This is a genomic window from Bacillus nitratireducens, assembly GCF_036320425.1.
Lineage (GTDB): Bacteria > Bacillota > Bacilli > Bacillales > Bacillaceae_G > Bacillus_A > Bacillus_A nitratireducens.
Genome location: NZ_JAUMJO010000002.1, coordinates 928,386 through 946,030, shown reverse-complemented (window position 1 = coordinate 946,030; position 17,645 = coordinate 928,386). Strand labels below are relative to the sequence as shown.

17 protein-coding genes and 1 pseudogene are annotated in these 17,645 nt (G+C 34.8%); 3 read left to right on the top strand and 15 right to left on the bottom strand.

Going from position 1 to position 17,645, the window contains the following annotated elements:
- Nucleotides 1–229: 229 nt before the first annotated feature.
- The 6 genes from Q3V31_RS11090 to Q3V31_RS11065 form a co-directional block, all read right to left on the bottom strand.
- Nucleotides 230–700, bottom strand: a complete 471-nt coding sequence (locus tag Q3V31_RS11090) for a DinB family protein (RefSeq protein WP_329765082.1) — start codon at nt 698–700, stop codon at nt 230–232.
- A 263-nt stretch (nt 701–963) separates the two neighbouring features.
- The gene (locus Q3V31_RS11085) at nt 964–2,340 is read right to left on the bottom strand and encodes a sensor histidine kinase (RefSeq protein WP_071735367.1); all 1,377 of its coding nucleotides are present in this window, start codon (nt 2,338–2,340) and stop codon (nt 964–966) included.
- 1 nt (nt 2,341) lies between these two features.
- Nucleotides 2,342–3,019 carry a response regulator transcription factor gene (locus Q3V31_RS11080; RefSeq protein WP_000781976.1) on the bottom strand — a complete coding sequence of 226 codons (678 nt, stop codon included), beginning with the start codon at nt 3,017–3,019 and terminating at the stop codon, nt 2,342–2,344.
- Between the two features lie 180 nt (nt 3,020–3,199).
- On the bottom strand, nt 3,200–4,039 hold the full coding sequence (locus tag Q3V31_RS11075) for a YitT family protein (RefSeq protein ID WP_000747487.1): 840 nt from the start codon (nt 4,037–4,039) through the stop codon (nt 3,200–3,202).
- Between the two features lie 352 nt (nt 4,040–4,391).
- A complete protein-coding gene (locus Q3V31_RS11070; protein WP_000438998.1) occupies nt 4,392–4,661 on the bottom strand; it encodes a 2TM domain-containing protein in 270 nt (89 codons plus the stop codon).
- 180 nt (nt 4,662–4,841) lie between these two features.
- Nucleotides 4,842–5,483 (bottom strand): F0F1 ATP synthase subunit alpha, encoded by a 642-nt coding sequence (locus Q3V31_RS11065; RefSeq protein ID WP_016129888.1) that lies wholly within the window; start codon nt 5,481–5,483, stop codon nt 4,842–4,844.
- A gap of 273 nt (nt 5,484–5,756) precedes the next feature.
- Between Q3V31_RS11065 and Q3V31_RS11060 the strand changes: the two genes are divergently transcribed.
- Nucleotides 5,757–6,788, top strand: coding sequence for a S66 family peptidase (locus tag Q3V31_RS11060; protein WP_090814349.1), 1,032 nt, complete (start codon nt 5,757–5,759; stop codon nt 6,786–6,788).
- A 212-nt stretch (nt 6,789–7,000) separates the two neighbouring features.
- Nucleotides 7,001–7,396, top strand: coding sequence for a DUF3224 domain-containing protein (locus Q3V31_RS11055; RefSeq protein WP_000454079.1), 396 nt, complete (start codon nt 7,001–7,003; stop codon nt 7,394–7,396).
- Nucleotides 7,397–7,627: 231 nt separating this feature from the next.
- Here the strand turns inward: Q3V31_RS11055 and Q3V31_RS11050 are convergent, their stop codons facing one another.
- The 9 genes and pseudogenes from Q3V31_RS11050 to Q3V31_RS11010 all read right to left on the bottom strand — a co-directional run bounded on the left by Q3V31_RS11050 (nt 7,628) and on the right by Q3V31_RS11010 (nt 15,762).
- Nucleotides 7,628–8,005 (bottom strand): hotdog family protein, encoded by a 378-nt coding sequence (locus Q3V31_RS11050; protein ID WP_000776362.1) that lies wholly within the window; start codon nt 8,003–8,005, stop codon nt 7,628–7,630.
- Between the two features lie 114 nt (nt 8,006–8,119).
- Nucleotides 8,120–9,367, bottom strand: a complete 1,248-nt coding sequence (locus Q3V31_RS11045; RefSeq protein WP_090814348.1) for a DUF1015 domain-containing protein — start codon at nt 9,365–9,367, stop codon at nt 8,120–8,122.
- Between the two features lie 13 nt (nt 9,368–9,380).
- Nucleotides 9,381–10,553, bottom strand: a complete 1,173-nt coding sequence (locus tag Q3V31_RS11040; protein WP_000490220.1) for a 3-phosphoglycerate dehydrogenase family protein — start codon at nt 10,551–10,553, stop codon at nt 9,381–9,383.
- Nucleotides 10,554–10,565: 12 nt separating this feature from the next.
- The gene (serC, locus tag Q3V31_RS11035; protein ID WP_090814355.1) at nt 10,566–11,645 is read right to left on the bottom strand and encodes a 3-phosphoserine/phosphohydroxythreonine transaminase; all 1,080 of its coding nucleotides are present in this window, start codon (nt 11,643–11,645) and stop codon (nt 10,566–10,568) included.
- A gap of 209 nt (nt 11,646–11,854) precedes the next feature.
- A complete protein-coding gene (locus Q3V31_RS11030) occupies nt 11,855–12,046 on the bottom strand; it encodes a DUF378 domain-containing protein (RefSeq protein ID WP_000670797.1) in 192 nt (63 codons plus the stop codon).
- 88 nt (nt 12,047–12,134) lie between these two features.
- Complete coding sequence (locus Q3V31_RS11025; RefSeq protein WP_329765075.1) at nt 12,135–13,202, bottom strand: glycoside hydrolase family 113; 1,068 nt, start codon at nt 13,200–13,202, stop codon at nt 12,135–12,137.
- 720 nt (nt 13,203–13,922) lie between these two features.
- The gene (locus Q3V31_RS11020; protein WP_090814346.1) at nt 13,923–14,375 is read right to left on the bottom strand and encodes an SMI1/KNR4 family protein; all 453 of its coding nucleotides are present in this window, start codon (nt 14,373–14,375) and stop codon (nt 13,923–13,925) included.
- 14 nt (nt 14,376–14,389) lie between these two features.
- A pseudogene (locus Q3V31_RS11015) lies at nt 14,390–14,845 on the bottom strand (HNH endonuclease); the annotation flags it as partial.
- Between the two features lie 35 nt (nt 14,846–14,880).
- Nucleotides 14,881–15,762 (bottom strand): CPBP family intramembrane glutamic endopeptidase, encoded by an 882-nt coding sequence (locus Q3V31_RS11010; protein ID WP_329765074.1) that lies wholly within the window; start codon nt 15,760–15,762, stop codon nt 14,881–14,883.
- 359 nt (nt 15,763–16,121) lie between these two features.
- Between Q3V31_RS11010 and Q3V31_RS11005 the strand changes: the two genes are divergently transcribed.
- Nucleotides 16,122–17,447: an erythromycin esterase family protein gene (locus Q3V31_RS11005; RefSeq protein ID WP_329765073.1), complete on the top strand. Its 1,326-nt coding sequence runs from the start codon at nt 16,122–16,124 to the stop codon at nt 17,445–17,447.
- Nucleotides 17,448–17,645 lie beyond the last annotated feature (198 nt).

Below are 17,645 nucleotides of genomic sequence, written 5' to 3'. Positions count from 1 at the left end.
AAGAAAATATTATCTAATCCGTAATGTGTAGTTATAATAAAATTATTTAATTTTATTATCTCAAATAAGCATAACCCCGTTCTAAATATAGGACGGGGTTAAAAATATAATTATTTCATTTTGTATGTAAGATACTTCACTTCACTAAAAAATATATCAATAAAGTTGTTTAAAAATCTAAGTTTTATTCAACAATAGCGCCCTTTAATGGAATAACTAAAACGTTCAGTTAACGATTTGATGGCCATACCCTCTGCATCTTCCTTAATTGAATAATTTGGCCTGTATGATACGCATCATGAAGCATGATGTCCAGTAATTTACCCTCAAATGAATTTTGTTCAAGCTCTTTTTCGGAAATTGCACTCAATACCTGTCTTAAATTACGTTGAGCATCTTCAGAACGTTCAACGACTTTCTTCCATTCCTTATCATCATTAGATTGATTTGTAAGATAAAAGGTTTCATCACCGTCGAGATTATGTGTCCATTCACGGCCTTCCAAGTTTGCTGCAAGCCCCTCTTTGTAATAAATGAGATGATTAACGTTCTCCCAAATGGTTTTCGTTCCCTCTCCAGGTGGTTTCCATATAGCCTGTTCAGCTGTAAGTCCTTCTATAGCATGTTTAAACGGTGCATACCAACTCTCTTTATCGAATGTTGAATCTAGTGCGTTTAAAAGCAAGTCAATTCGTTTCAAAGTAATCTCCTCCCTAAATAGTTACAGTTTCAATAAAACCCTTATAACTCTGTAGGGATTCTACATTTCCAAATAAACTTCCTGCTAATCTTATTCCACAAACTAGTCCAATTGTAGAATAGAATGACTCGCATTTTTTTAACAATTCCATTGCAAATTAAACACCTTTTCTCACTTTACACGTAAGTGAAAATATATCGACTAACCAACAAAAAAATGACAAAAGAGAAGAGGCTGTTTCCAAACAGCCTCTTCTCCTACACTTATTTCGGAAGCTCCACCTGAACAGTCGTCCCTTCCCCTTTCGTACTATATACCGAAACGGTTCCTTGATGCAGTTCAACAATCTTCTGCACAATCGATAATCCTAAGCCGCTACCTTCTACGTTTCTTGCTCTTGCTGTATCTACTTTATAAAAACGATCAAATATACGATCCATCTCTTCTTTTTCCATACCAATTCCGTTGTCTGATATAGAGATCATCACACTTGATTCTAATTCTTCTACAACAAATTCAACGGTTCCGCCATCGTTTGAAAACTTAATGCTATTCGTAAAAATATTACTCCATACTTGATGAAGTAAGTTTTCATCACCGTTTATAACGATGTCCGGCACATCAAATTCGACAGCGATATCTTTTTCACGCCATTTCCATTCGAGCATAAAAATGACGTCTTTAATTTGCTTTTGTAGGTGAAACTTTTTCATTTGTAGAACTTTCTCTTCTTTATCTAATGAAGCGAGCGTAAGTAACTGTTTACATAAACTAGACATCCGCTTACTTTCGCCCTCAATAATTTTCAAGTAACGTTTTCTTTCCTCTTCACTCATATTCTCCGATTGTAATGTTTTCGAAAAACCTTGTATGGAAGAAAGCGGAGATTGGAATTCATGAGAAACGTTAGAAACGAACTCTTGTCTCATTTGATCTAATTCTTTAATACTCTTTGTCATCTTTTGAAAATTAGTCGCTAGTGTACCAATTTCATCTTTTCGATTTTCATCTAATTCGATATCATATTCACCACTTGCAATCTTTTGAGTCGCTCTCGTAAATGTTCGAATTGGACGAACGATATAACCAGCTGCAATCGCTATAAAGATAATACTTAATAGTACGATAAACCCAAGTAATACCGCTAAGAAAATTCGCATCTCGCCAAATTGGTTCTGAATGTCAGGACGAATAAATAAAGCGTACTGTTTATCACCGTGTTGCACTGGTACGCCGACACTATTTATTAATTCATTATCGAAAAAACCTGTAATAAAGAGACGTGTTGGATACGTAGAAACACCATTAAACGTTTCGCCATTCAATACTTTATGAACGGTATCATCACTAATAGACGTCTTACGAAACGCATTACCGATACGTTTTCCATTCTTTTGATCATCGACAATATAAATTTCATACCCTAATTTCGCAATAGACTGTAAGTATGCCTCTTTATTTTCTTCACTTTGCTTTTCATATAATGATTTTACTTCCTCAGCATACATTAAAATCTTTTCACTATTGTACGGTTTTAACTTTACTTGATAATATACATTTGTTAATAAAAAGCCAATTACACTACTAAGTAGCATAATCCCCACCGTCATAAAAACAAATCTAGAATACAATGATTTCATATTATTTCAACTCCAACTTATAACCGAGCCCGCGCACTGTCGTAATTTGAAAATCATCTGTTCGTTTTGAGAAACGATCTCTAAGACGTTTTACATGAACATCAACTGTTCGTTCGTCCCCTTCAAAATCCATTCCCCATACTAATTCAATTAATTCTTCTCTCGAGAATGTTCTTCCAGGATAACTAGCAAGTTGTGATAATAACTCAAATTCCTTCAGCGGTAGTAAAATCGTTTGACCGTTACACTTCACCTCAAACCCTTTTCGGTCAATTGTCGTTCCGTGGAGTTTAATAATATCAGCACTAAGCATTTGATAACGACGCAATAATGCTTTCATGCGGAAAATTACTTCAGCTGGTTCAAATGGCTTTACAATATAATCGTCCGTGCCAGAAATGAATCCTTTTTCTTTATCAACTAACTGATCTTTCGCGGTTAATAAAATCACAGGTATATCATGATACTTCCTAATTTCCTCACATAACGTATAGCCATCAATAAACGGCATCATAATATCCACTATCGCAAGATGAATATTTTCTTTCTCTAATATACCTTGAGCTACCTTTCCATCTTCAGCCTCAAAAACTTTAAACCCCTCTTTTTGTACATGGTAATGTAATAACTCTCTAATATGCTTGTCATCATCAGCTAATAAAATATGTATCATCTTCATTAAACCCTCTCTTGTTCATCCTTCTACATTCTTACATTAAGAAACAATTGGTTTTTTTGCAAGAAAAAGAAAAACGAACCAACATTTTAAGATAAATAAAAAGAATCTATTTTGAAAAAAGATTATTCAAAATAGATTCTTACGTTTTAGTATTAAGATTATTTTAATGAAAAATAAGTTCTAAGCCTTAGAAATATCAACAAATCCTTCTCCAAATACGTCACGAACATCGTGTATAGCGATGAACGCAGCTGGATCTGTAGTTTGAACAATCCGTTTTAGCTTCACTACTTCTTGCTTATTAATAACAATATAAAGAATTTCTTTCGGAGTTTTCGTGTAATAGCCATGACCTGAGTACACGGTAACTCCTCTGCCCATTAAGGTAGTCACCTTCCCGGCAATTTCATTCGGGTTATCAGAAATAATCGTAATGGCCTTCTTCGGATTTAAACCTTCAATTACAAATTCCATCACTTTCGTTGCTACATATAGCATAATAATTGTTATCATCAGTTTTTCTGCACCAATGATGAAATAAGATGAAAACGCAACGATTAAATCGAAGAACAGTAGACCGTAGCTAATGCTCCAGCCTAAATATTTATGCGTCATCCTTGCTAAGATGGTAGTACCTGCTGTTGTTCCGCCAACACGAATGATGAGACCAATCCCGCATCCAATAAATATTCCACCGAAAATGGCATTTACGAGCATTTCATCCGAAGCAATTGTCCATCCTTCTGTTAAATGAAGAAATAGCGAGTTCGTAACTACAGCGATAATCGTATAAATTGTTGTAATCTTATTTAAAAATTTATAACCAGCTATTAACAAAATCGCATTTAAAATTAAGTTAACTAAGCCTGGTGACCATTCAAATAAATAATACGTAATAATCGTGATACCTGTTACCCCACCCTCACCAAACTCGTTCGGGATAACAAACAAATTGACACCTAACGCAAAAAGAAATGCACCAATAATAATAAAAATAATGTCTGTCGTTCTTTTTTTCATATAGTACCTCACTTCTTATGTAAATATTTATTCTGTCATAAACTCTCACCATTATATCGTGGAATATTCAAATCGAACAGTGGTTTATTTTTATTTTAATATAGGATGATAAAACAACTTTATCCTATACCCACATGTCATTAAAAAAGTAAAACAACTGTATTTATTATGTACGACAAATAAAGTTTTGATTTCACAAGTAATTCACGCTAAAAAAAAAGAGTATGAATACTCACTCGTACTAACTTCGAATACAAAGCAAATAGGCGAAGCTATAGAATAAACTTCGCATCAAATATTTGATCACAGAGATTTATATGAAATTTTATATTCATAATTTCCAGTAATAAATTTACTTATCTTTCTCCATATATTCTTTAATCTTTCGTTCTTCCCACTCTTTTCCGAATATCCCAAATGGAAAAGTTGTCAATCCGTGTATAACGATACCAATCCCCCAACCTGCAAGTGGATATAAAAACCATAATTTACTTGAATCAGAGCTTATATTTATAATAAAAAGCATTAAGTTCACTAGTATATACACCGTTAAATGAATATAAAACGCTTGTAAATTCTCTACCCTTTTTTTAGCTCGTAAATAAACCTCATCTCGCTCCACCCTTAAACACCTCTTTCCATATTGTTTTTTTCAACCTTCGCTCCAGTATTAACATCATATTCTAATCGAAAATCCGTTATTCTCAAAAAAACATAAAACAAAAAAGTACCCATCGAATTATCATACATATGATGATTCGATGGGTACTGCATGATACATTTGTTATTTACAAGCGTCTAATTAAGACCAAATCCAAACATCATCATTATTTTCAGCGTTGCTCTTTACCTCATGAACTTTTTCAATGTTGTCCGTTGTGTTCCAGTTAATAGAACTTCCGCCCCAGCCCACATACTTCATATCAATTTTTACTTTCTCACCCGAATTAAATACTTGTCCCTTCGTTAAGAAAACATCAATAATATCTTTTTTCCCGTTTAGCGATGGATACTCAACTACGACATATTTAGTAGAACCGTCTCCCCCATCTTCCATCGTTCCTACTTTTGATACTTCCCCAATCACATAATCAGGAGAACCGTCTTCTTTCATGTGCATGCCTAATTTATTTGAAGTATTTTCAACTGTATTTGCAATCATATATTCCGTAAAATTACGCATCATAGATCCAGTAGCTTTAACCTCATCCCCTACTTTCACATTTGAAAGGGAATTTATATACACACTAACAGGTTCCTCATATTGCTTAGATTTCACAACAATTACACCGTTATCTACTTCTACTACTCGCCCTTCTAACGTCGAGAAATTTGATTCAATAGAAGCGGCACTCGCTTTTGACAGTTCTAACCCTGGTAAATTCGTTCCTGATAATGCTGCGATACCTAAAGCACCTGCTAAAATTAATTTTTTCATACCCATATGTAACATCTCCATTCATGATGATTGTATTTTTGATTGGATACGACCAACCTGTAACTATTATAGTTACAGGTTGTAGAAAATAGCAACCATCTTTCTTATGCAATGTTGCATACTGTAATTCTCAAATGCAATTCAACACTAAGACTGAATTCTTGAATCACAGCAGGTAAACTGATTAATGATGAAGAAACTAATGTCATGCATCATATTTTTTCAAAGCTACAGTTTGTATAGTCGTAGTCCATTACATTATGTAGGAGCGGAGTTAACATGTTAATAAAACCAAACAGATTACAGCCAGGTGATATTGTGGCAACAGTAAGCCCTTCATGGGGAGGCGCAGGCGATTCTGAGATAAGATGGCGGTATGAACAAGGAGTAAAGCGATTAGAAGAAGTTTTCGGTCTTACGGTTGTCCCAATGCCAAATAGTTTAAAAGGTAGCGAATTCATTTATAACAATCCTGAGGCTCGTGCGGAAGATTTAATGACAGCTTTTAAAGATACGCGCGTGAAAGCAATTATTGCGAATATTGGCGGTGAAGATGGCATCCGCTTACTTCCTTATATAGATTTTAATGTGATCCGTGAAAACCCGAAAATTTTTATGGGGTACTCTGACGTTACCGTTTCACATTTGTTTTGCCATAAAGCAGGAATTTCCTCTTTTTACGGTCCAGCAATCTTAACTGATTTTGCCGAAAATGTAGAGATGGATCCATATACTATCGAAATGGTAAATCGAACTCTCTTTTCAAATGAGACTATTGGCGAGATTCAACCAGCTCATGAATGGACGAGTGAGCGTTTAGAATGGATAGAGATAAATAAGGATAAAAGGCGTACAATGCAGCAAAACAATGGCTATGAACTACTTCAAGGCTCTACTACTGTACAAGGACGCTTAATTGGTGGTTGTATAGAAGTATTGGAATTTGCAAAAGGAACGGAGCTTTGGCCTGAGAAAAAACATTGGGAGAATAGTATCCTTTTCTTTGAAACCTCTGAAGATCATCCAGAACCAAGTTATATAAAGTATTGGTTACGAAATTACGCAGCGCAAGGTATTCTGCAAAAAGCAAAAGGCATCATTTTTGGTAAACCAAAAGACGAAACATATTATGAAGAATATAAACGCGAAATACTGCAAGTAATGAAGGAGCATAATTTAGAAGATTTGCCGATTCTTTATAATTTAAATTTTGGCCATACCGAACCGAAGTTTATTTTGCCTTACGGTGCGATGGCAGAAATTGATTGTGAAAATGGATCTTTCTCTATTTTAGAGAGTGGCGTGGAATAAAGAGCAACTTTTAATAAGTATAGCCATAAGTTTTATAATTATGTTTTCCTGATCCTACAGAAAGAATAGCGTATTTTTTCATTTTAGGGAGTATTTTATTTTATTAGCTTGATAGCGATATGGCAGGACCCCAATAAATAAAATCACTCCTATGAGATATGACTGTGAATTGATACTTTTTAAAAGTATATAATTGGAGGGAGATTACGTGTATGGAAGTAACATTTACAGTAAGTAAATGGGATGAAAAACTAATTGATGATACTAGAAAAGATTTCCCTATTAATATTGCCCATGTTGAATATGATATTGATGGTGAATTAAAAGGAAAAGCTTTTGTTGAATACTTATTATATTATTTAGACTCAAATATAAATGATGGTCACTTGGCTACTGCTAAAATTTCTGGATTTTTACACTTTGAAGGAATTTATAAGGGGCAACAAGGGACATTTACAGCTATAGAGCAAGGAATATTTGATAAAGGAAATCTAGATTCCCCAGGAACAATTATTAAAGCTACCGGTAACTTAGAAAATCTGAGAGGGTCCTATAATTATCAGTTTACAGGTCAAACTAGTAAACTAATTTTAGAGTTTGAATTTTAGCAAAATATCCCATATTTTAGTGGAAAGGACATTTCTTGTAATACTAGGAATGTCCTTTGTGTTGACGAGCTTATCCAACTATTCTTCTAATAGTTAAGAAAAGAACAGAGTATATTACATAACGTCTTATTATCAGTATTCAACGATGCATAAAATTTTCGTTAGGGGGGAATTAAAAATCTAAGCCTGAGAGGCATGGGGCCCCCACTTCTTCATTACTTTTCCTACTAACTAAAGAATAATCCCCGAAAAACTCCCCTTCATTACTTCCTTTTCAAGTTGATTCCTACATATAAACATTGCAATAATCTTTGTCCGATTTTTTTCATCGGGCTCAAATTGTTCAATGGTTACGTCACAACGAATCGTATCACCACTATAAACAGGGCGTAAAAATTCAAAATCCATCTTGCGCGCTAATACGTTATAATCACCGCCCACTTTCGTAGGCAGTGTTGATGTTAAAAGTCCTTGTACAACAAATCGTCCTTGCTCATCTGGTGTAACATGATGGATACCCTCATCCTTAGATACTTCTGTAAATAAAACAACATCTTCTTTTGTAAAAGTTCGTTCAAAGGTGATTTTTTCGCCTACTTGCAATTTCATTCATTCCCCTCCTTAAAAACAGTTCCTAATTAACTAAACTGATGTTTCTTTTTTATATAAGAAAAACCGAAATTAAAAATCATCTCGGTTTTTCAAAACTATAGAAGTCTATATTTATTTTAGCGAATGAACAAACAACCCGCTGCGCAGTTTCGGTTCAAACCACGTTGATTTTGGTGGCATAACTTCTCCAGCATCCGCGATTGCTAATAAAGCTTCCATTGATGTCGGATATAATGAGAAAGCTGCTTTATAATCACCGCTTTTCACAAGACGTTCTAGTTCTTCTAGCCCGCGGATTCCTCCGACAAAATCAATGCGTGAATCAGATCGCGGATCATGTATTTCAAGTACTTGGCTTAATAAATGATCTTGTAAGATAGAAACATCTAAACCTTTAACGAGATCATTCGCATCAAACGTTTCCTCTTTCACTGTAAGCTTATACCACTTCTCGTTTACATACATACCAAATGTTTTTGGCTCATTTGGTTTATATGGAGAAATCCCTACTTCTTCTACATAAAAGTATTGTGCAATTTGCTTTAAAAACTGTTCCTCTGATAAGCCATTTAAATCTTTCACAACTCGGTTATAGTCCCAAATAGATAGTTCATCATGAGGGAATAAAACAGATAGGAAGAAGTTAAATTCCTCTTCTCCTGTGTAATTCGGATATTGTTCTCTTCGCATAACTCCTACTTTTGCAGCTGATGCTGAACGATGATGTCCATCTGCAATATAAAGGTTAGGAATATCTTCAAATGCGTTTACTAAAGTAGTAATTACATCTTCATCAACTATTTTCCAAGCAATATGCTCCACACCATCTTCTGCTGTAAATGTATAGATTGGCGCATGTTCTTCTTTCCAGCTTGCGATGATACGTTTCACATCTTCTTTTGTACGATACGTTAAAAAGATAGGACCCGTATTTGCATCACACACATCTACGTGGCGAATACGATCTAGCTCTTTTTCATGACGCGTTCTTTCATGTTTTTTAATTGTATCATCTTCATACTCGTCAATAGATGTACAAACGACAAGGCCTGATTGTGTTCGTCCTTGCATCGTCAGTTCATAAATATATAGTGCTGGCTCTTCATCTTGAATGAACACTTCTTCTTGTATAAATTGCTTTAAATTTTCACCCGCTTTTTCATATACGCGATCATCGTACGGTGAAAGTGCCGGATCTAAATCGATTTCTGCTTTATCAACATGTAAAAAAGAATATGGATTCCCTTTTACAACTTCTCTTGCCTCTTCACTATTTAATACATCGTAAGGTAAAGCTGCAACTTGCACTGCTTTTTCTTCTACTGGACGAATAGCCCGAAACGGTCGGATTTTTGCCAAATTCCTCTCTCCTTTACACAATCATTCGAACGGCTACAACACCTGTAATTTTGCTTATATTTTCTACAATATTCTCTTTAATTATATCATCAATTCCGTTATCAATATCAATCATTGTGTATGCCCAAGAATGTTTACTACGATTAATCATATCGGCAATATTAATATGATGTTCTGCTAAGCATCCTGTAATTTGTCCTACCATGTTCGGAACGTTTTGATGCATAATTGTAATACGTTTCTTTCCGATATACGGAAGCTCTACGTTTGGATAGTTTACTGAATTACGAATATTTCCTGTCTCTAAATATTCACGTAATTGACGAGCTGCCATTACTGCACAATTTTCTTCAGACTCAGACGTAGATGCACCAAGGTGAGGCGTCGCTGTTACATTTTTCATCTTTATAACATTTTCATTCGGGAAATCTGTTACGTAATGTGTAATAATATCTTCTTCTAACGCTTTTTGAAGAGCATTTTCATCTACAAGTTCTCCTCTTGAGAAATTGAATAGACGCATTCCTTTTTTCATCGTCTCTATAGCGTGTTCACCAACAATCCCTTTCGTTTGATTCGTAAGTGGAATATGCAGTGTAATATAGTCACAAGTTGCAAAAATTTCATCTAGGCTAAACGCTCTTTGTACTTGCGTAGAAAGGCGCCATGCTGTTTCAACAGATATATACGGATCGTATCCGACAACATCCATCCCTAAAGCTAACGCATCGTTCGCAACTAAAGCACCGATTGCGCCAAGACCGATAACACCTAAACGTTTCCCCGCAATTTCTGATCCAACGAATTGCTTCTTCCCTGCTTCAACAAGCTGGGGTACTTCTTCTCCATCCAACTCTTTCGTCCAGCTCACTCCGTTTATAATATTACGGGAAGACATAATAAGGCTTGCGATAATAAGTTCCTTCACTGCATTTGCATTAGCCCCTGGCGTATTAAATACTACAATCCCTTTTTCCGTACAACGCTCAACAGGAATATTATTTACACCGGCACCAGCTCTTGCAATCGCCTTTAAATCTTCTGAAAACTCTTCTTGATGTAAAGAATAGCTGCGAAGTAAAATACCATCTGGATGACCTACTTTGTCTCCAATTTCATAGTGATTTCCATCAAAAATTTGCAAACCCTTTTCCGCAATTTGATTTAACGTCTGAACACGAAACATATTCCCATCTCCCTATCTATTTTCAAGCTCAAATTCCTTCATATAAGCTACTAATTGCCCAACACCTTCCACTGGCATCGCATTGTAAATACTTGCACGCATACCACCTACTGAGCGATGTCCCTTTAGCGTAACGAAACCGCGTTCTTTTGCTTTTTGTAAAAACTGTTTGTTAAGCTCTTCTGACGGTGTTGTAAACGGAATATTCATAAGTGATCGATACGTAGGATCAACTGGTGAAGTAAACAATTTAGATTCATCTAAAAAATTGTAAAGAAGTGAAGATTTCATTCTATTTTGTTCTTCAATCGCAGATACCCCGCCTTGTTCTTTCAACCACTCTAGTACAAGTTTCGCTACATAAATACTAAAAGATGGCGGTGTATTATATAAGGAGTTATTTTTACTGTAAGTTTCATAGTTTAACATTGTAGGGCAAGCACTATTTGCGCGGCCAATTAAATCTCTTTTTATAATTACAATCGTTAAGCCCGCTGGCCCTAAATTCTTTTGCGCACCCGCATATATGAGACCAAACTTCGTAACATCATATTGTTCTGATAAAATATTTGAGGACATATCCGCAACAAGCGGCACTCTTTCTAAATGTGGAATATCCACATACTTTGTCCCCTCAATTGTATTGTTCGTTGTAATATGTACATAATCTAGTTCATCATTTGGTAAATCATCCATTTTAGGAATCGTAGTAAACTTCTCTTTTGCAGAAGAAGCAATCACTTGCACTTCCCCTACTTTTTCTGCTTCTTGTAGCGCCTTTTTAGACCATGAACCTGTCAGTACGTACCCAGCTTTTTTATACGTACTCATTACATTTAACGGTATCATAGAAAATTGTAATGACGCACCGCCTTGTAAAAATAAAACTTCATACTCATCAGGAATGTTCATTAATTCACGAAGTAAGCTACTAGCTTCATCAATAATACTTTGGAAATAAGAAGATCTATGGCTCATTTCCATAACAGACATGCCTGTCCCGTTATAATTCACAAGCTCCTTTTGCACTTTCTCTAAAACTGGCAAAGGGAGTATAGATGGTCCTGCTGAAAAATTATACACTCTCTCCATCACCCAGATAACCTCCCTATTTCTCTTTTTTGTTATTATTTAAACTTTCTGAATTATAACCCATATACAATATACGGTCAATTTGTTTTCCGTTATTATGGCGTAAGACGCAATGGAATCGCTTGCATGTGCACCTTATTTTTTATAAACATACAAAAAAGTGTTAAGTACATAATCGTACTTAACACTCTAGTAATAAATTATAATAGCTACTTACTCGTAAAGAACCGATCAAAAATTTGATAAATAGCTGAAAGACCAAAGAGCCAATAAATGGTATCCACAAGCGCCGGCATAGAACCAAACCATTCCTCAACTACATTATAATCTAACGCCACAAACAACCAATTCAAACCGCCAAGAATCACCAGTATTACTGTAAGGTAAGACAAAAATTTCATTATGATTGCCCCCTAGGTGATAAGATGGTGAAAGGCCTTTCACTAAAATATATGTAATAGATTCTAAAACTTACCTATTTTATAAAAATTATTTTCGATACCATCCATTAATAACTGCCTCTGCTTCTTTACTATGTATTTGATACGAATGATTACTATCATTAGAGCCAATAAACCATATTGAAAAACCTTTAAAATACGGCTTCGGTTCTAATACATCACGGTAAGCACGCCACCCGTTAAGTTGTACATCTTTTGAAAACACATTCGTAACATCTGGGTTCCACGGATTTTGCAGTCCAAGTTCACGTGCTGGAACGTTAAATCCACCAAAATAAACTGGCTTTCCTGTTGTTTTATGTAATTTCTCAAGTTGCTGAACGACATTTTGACCACGATTGTATACTGTCGTCGCAAATAAACTTTGTTTTACTTCTTCGTATGATGGATTTCTTTTTCCTGAAACTTCAAACCAACTATCAATACTTACGATGTCCACCTTTTTTAAATACGGACGATTTATTTTTTCCAGAAACTTCGCTTCATAAGATGGATCCCAACTTGCAGTTAACCACCAGTTCATTTGATACAAAACATTTCCTTTATACTGTTTACGAGCAAAATCAATTGTATCGCTCCAGTATCCTTCTGCATATTCCATATTCACGAAATTAGAAGCGATCTTGAGTCCATACACATTGTATTTACTAGTAATGGAATCAAAAATATCTTGTAAAACAACCGTTTTCCAATTCCAGAAAAAATCGTTAATATTACTCGGGTTCCATTCCGTCTCTCCAATATTTCCTTGCTGAATAAATGGGAATGGCTCCACCATAACTTGAATATTACGCTTTAATAATTCTTGAATTAAAATAATAGCTTGTTGCTTTTGCGCCTGATTAATTACCATATTAGCAGAATTCACATTCGGAATATCAACTTGGACTGGTACATTCACCGTATTTAAATTCAAACGCTCCACATCTGCTAACACTTTCTCTACATTGCCTACTTCCCATACCGTTACGTTTCCTGATTTTATTTTTCCGGATTGAACAGTACTTACATCTGCCTGTACATTTCCCTGGAAACAAAAAGAAAACAACATGATACACACTCCTAAAAAACTTATTAAACTCTTATTTTTTTTCACAACTTCCCCCCATAATTTTTGACTTTCTTGATTATTTTATACAAAATTTCACATATATTCCAGAAAAAAATTAAATACATTTCCATTAATAAAAGTGTTATCCATATAATTCCCCTAAAAATAGTAAGGTAAATAAAAAAGGAGCGTATTTCCGCTCCTTTTTTATCTTTTCACAATTGAAGTTATTGAATTTTCTCTGATAATCTAATCACATCTATTTTTTTCGTATAAATAAATTTTTGTCTATATTCGCTTTTGCTTGTATTACTTTTATATTTACTTCATTATTTACCTTTATAGTTAACAATTTCTTTGTTCTTTTTTCAAAAATCACACCATCATACAAATAAATTCTTAATTGTGTGCAAAGTACTAATTACTTCTTTAAGAAGTACCCATTTTCTTGTCTCAATATATGGACAAGAAAATGGGTACCAAATGAAAGGTGTCTATAGTTAATTCAGCATTCTACACTGTATAATTAGTTCCTACTTTCATGTCTTTCTACATCACAGTTATTGACTTTCTTGAATCCATATTGTTTCCGTATCTCCAGTAATCTTGTTTAAAGCTCGTTCAGCTACAATAACTGTTAATGCTGTAATATAAAGGTAATCCAAAAAAGTAATCGTAATTAAACTCGAGAAAGCGGATGATGGTTAGAAAATTAGTAAATCATAAAAAAACGTCCTAGAATTCTAGGACGTTTTTTTAGTTCCCTCAATCTTCTTCTTCGAAATCACGTAGACTAGCAAGCAATTCTGTAAATGTTGAGCAAACAGGATATATTGCTTCCTCTATGTTTTCTTCCTCATGCTCCCAGAATACGATTATTGGTGAATCAGTGTTGTTTCGATAATCAAAGCATAGAAGATTGCCGAATGGATCTCTAGCAAAAGGATATATTTTGTCAGGTAATCTATCTTTCGTACTATTATATGTTTCTAGAATTGAATATTTTCTATCAGAATCTAAGGTTAAAAGATTATTAAGTGAATTTTCATCTTGATTTGGAATGTTAAATGTATCTGGCGTTGGATATCCACCATCATATTTTTGTACACAATCAATAAAATCATTAGGAAATTTAATATTTAAGTATTGTTCTAATTGTTTAATTTGGTCATCTGTTACTCTTTTTTCATTTACATTAATCCATGTAATGTGACTCATGGCTAAGTACCTCCCTATTTATCGCTATCTTTTCCCCAAATTTTATATCCACCTGTATGACCAGTATCATGATGAGTCTGATAATCTACAAGTTGCATCCTTCCAGTGTCTTGATGATGATGCCATGTATAATGCTCTGGAGTTTTTCCCATTTTAAATAATTGAATTTCCTCATCCGTAAATTTTAAAGCTAATTTAGGATTTTCCATTATTTGTTCATATAATGCCTTACTACACTTTCTAGACTGTGTTGTTCTAGACTTTTTGAAATCTGCCTCTTTTAACATTACCTCGCCTTTTGATTCAAAAATAGGAAATCCTTCAGCATCATACGGAATACCTGTAACAGGGTGCTTATCTCCTGCTAAGTCTCCTTTACGCAAACGAATCGTTTTTGGTCCATTTGCACCTTCATAAGTATACGTAGCTGCTTTCTGTAAATATTGTTGTGTACTACCGACACCTGCATATATTTCACCAGTTGAATTTGAAACACATCCGTATGCTATTTAGTAAGATTTACTATTCGAGACGTAATTATTGCAGTAATTAATATAATAATAGCGGTTATCAAGCCAGATTCTCCAATCCAAATATCAGTTTGATACCCTGTACTTGCACGTGTGAAAGGTCCTTGAATAATGGCATTCCAAGTAGCATGGATGATAACCGAAGGCCAAATGCTACCTGTGATAAGTCGTAAATAAGCTATAATATAACCGAATGGTACAATACAAAGATAGATACCAAGTACTGAAAGAACGACAGATGGTCCCGCTACATATAGACCAGCAATAACTATTGGAACATGCCACGTTGCCCAAATCAATCCACTAATAAGGATGGGCCGTGAAAACTCTGCATCGACTAGCCTTGTGAGCATATAACCTCGCCAACCCATTTCTTCTCCCAAAACTGGGATTAAGTTAAGCAAACTTCCGAAAATGCCGCTCAATACCACTAGATAAATGAAGCTGAATGGTGCCGTTACATACTGAAGCCCAAGCATATTGTAGATCGGTTCTAACATCATACCACCTTCGGGATGCTGAAACCCTGCAATTCCACTCAACCAGGCGATAGAATAAGTAGTTCCACAAATAATCATAGGTATTAGCAGAGCAAAACCGATCCCCTTCCATATCTTTAAGTTACCGAGACTAAAAGATACATCTTTAAACCCTTCTTTCAGTATTATGCGAGTCAAAATAGAAGATAATGCTGGGGTAAACATATATACCACAATAAGCGTCTTACTTTTCGTAATCATTACTACTACATTTAGGATAATAGAAGTAATGATTAAGATACTCAGAAAGAGTTGAAGTCCTATTTTAGCACGTTGGATTTTATCTTTATTGTGGAACGGTTTTGCGTGTAATATCATTGTAATCCGCCCTTCCCCTATAATTCACTTGTTTATCGAATTTACTTCTTGTCATTTCTACAGACACAACTTAGAATAAAAATATTTTTGTATACAGATTCATTCATCTTTAAAATCCCTCCCAAATTTATAGTCTAGTCTTACTTACGACTCATCAATGTAATTATTATTTATAAGTTGTCATGGCCGATAGTACAAAAGTGTAATGATTAGTCTATGACCTGTGTCAATTAACCTTATGACAATATGTAACTAGAAAATATGATATGGAATAGATAACAATTGAATTAAGGCAATTGATTCGTGCAAGTACATGAATCAATCTTGCTTTTGCAAATAATTCAATTGAGGTGGAAAAAATGAATAAGAAAAGAATAATTGCAATGGTTAGTACAGCTTTATTAGTCACAGGATGTGTAGAAGTAGGAAAGGCTCAAACAGTAGCAGTCGAAAATTCAGGTCAATCAATCCAAAAAAATATAGTTAAATCAATACAATCACAGGCTTACCCATTAAAAACGATAGAGCCGTCAAAATCATTTGAGGATTTAAAACCACTTAAGAAAATGATTGGGAGCGCACAATATGTAGGATTAGGAGAGAATACTCATGGAAGCTCTGAAATTTTCACTATGAAGTTTCGCCTTGTGAAATATTTGGTTACTGAGATGGGTTTTACAAATTTCACAATGGAAGAAGATTGGGGAAACGGCTTAAAACTAAATGAATATATCCAAACAGGAAAAGGAAACCCTAGGGAATTTTTAAACTTTTTATATCCTACTGATGAAATTATAGCCATGGTTGAGTGGATGAAAGATTATAATGCTGATCCATCCAATAAAAAAAAGATCCAATTTATTGGGCTCGACTTCAAGGAGTTGGACCAAGGTTGCTTTAATAAAGTAATTGATTATGTAAGGCTGCATCGACCAGATTTGCTGGCAGAAGTAGAAGAAAATTATAAAGAATTGTCGGCTTTTAATGGAGGTTTACAGGAATATATGGACCTTGCTCCTGAAATAAAGGAAAAGTTCAAAGCAAACGCTGAGAGAGTAGCCCAATTACTAAAAGATGAGAATGGGCAAGCCAAAACAGAATTAGTTTCACCCGAGTACATCTGGGCGAAAGCAACGGCAAGTGTAATAGAGAAATATACCACAATGCTAATTCCTAACGACTATCCAAGTGTGTTAAAGCTACATGAGCAATACTTGGCCGATCATGCAATGTGGGCGCAAGAGACATTGGGTGGTAAAACGATGGTATGGGGACACAATATTCATATAGCTAAAGGAATTATCGATGAGAAATTATACCCTTATGTTGCGGGACAGTATTTAAAGGAACGTTTAGACAATAATTATGTCACAATTGGCAGTACAACTACGGAGGGGAATTTCACCTTATACAACGACACCCAAGATAAGATTATAACGGATCCGATTCCACAAAATGTAAATAGTTTCAATTATACCCTCGGAAAAGTACCATATAAAATGTTTTTATTGGATAACCGTCACCTTAAAGGACCAGCAGAGAAATGGGTTAAAGCAAAAAGACCATTACTAAGTATAGGAGCACGACTCTTACCGAACGAATCGGCATACTTTGATACGTCATTGCTTGAGCAATTTGATATTATTTTTCATATTCGAAAAACAAGTCCATCTCATATTAAATAAAGTGAAACTTTAATCAGTGGGGATTTTCTTCATCCCCCACTGATTATTAGTTGAACCAATCGGACTTTTATGGGCAGTTGATCCCCCACCTAAATTCTTTACTTTCGCTGCATTTTGAGGTGGGGGTCTTACTGCCCATTAAAGTGGGATAAAAGTACAAAACAATCCCGTTCTTGCAGATGCAAGAACGGGATTGTT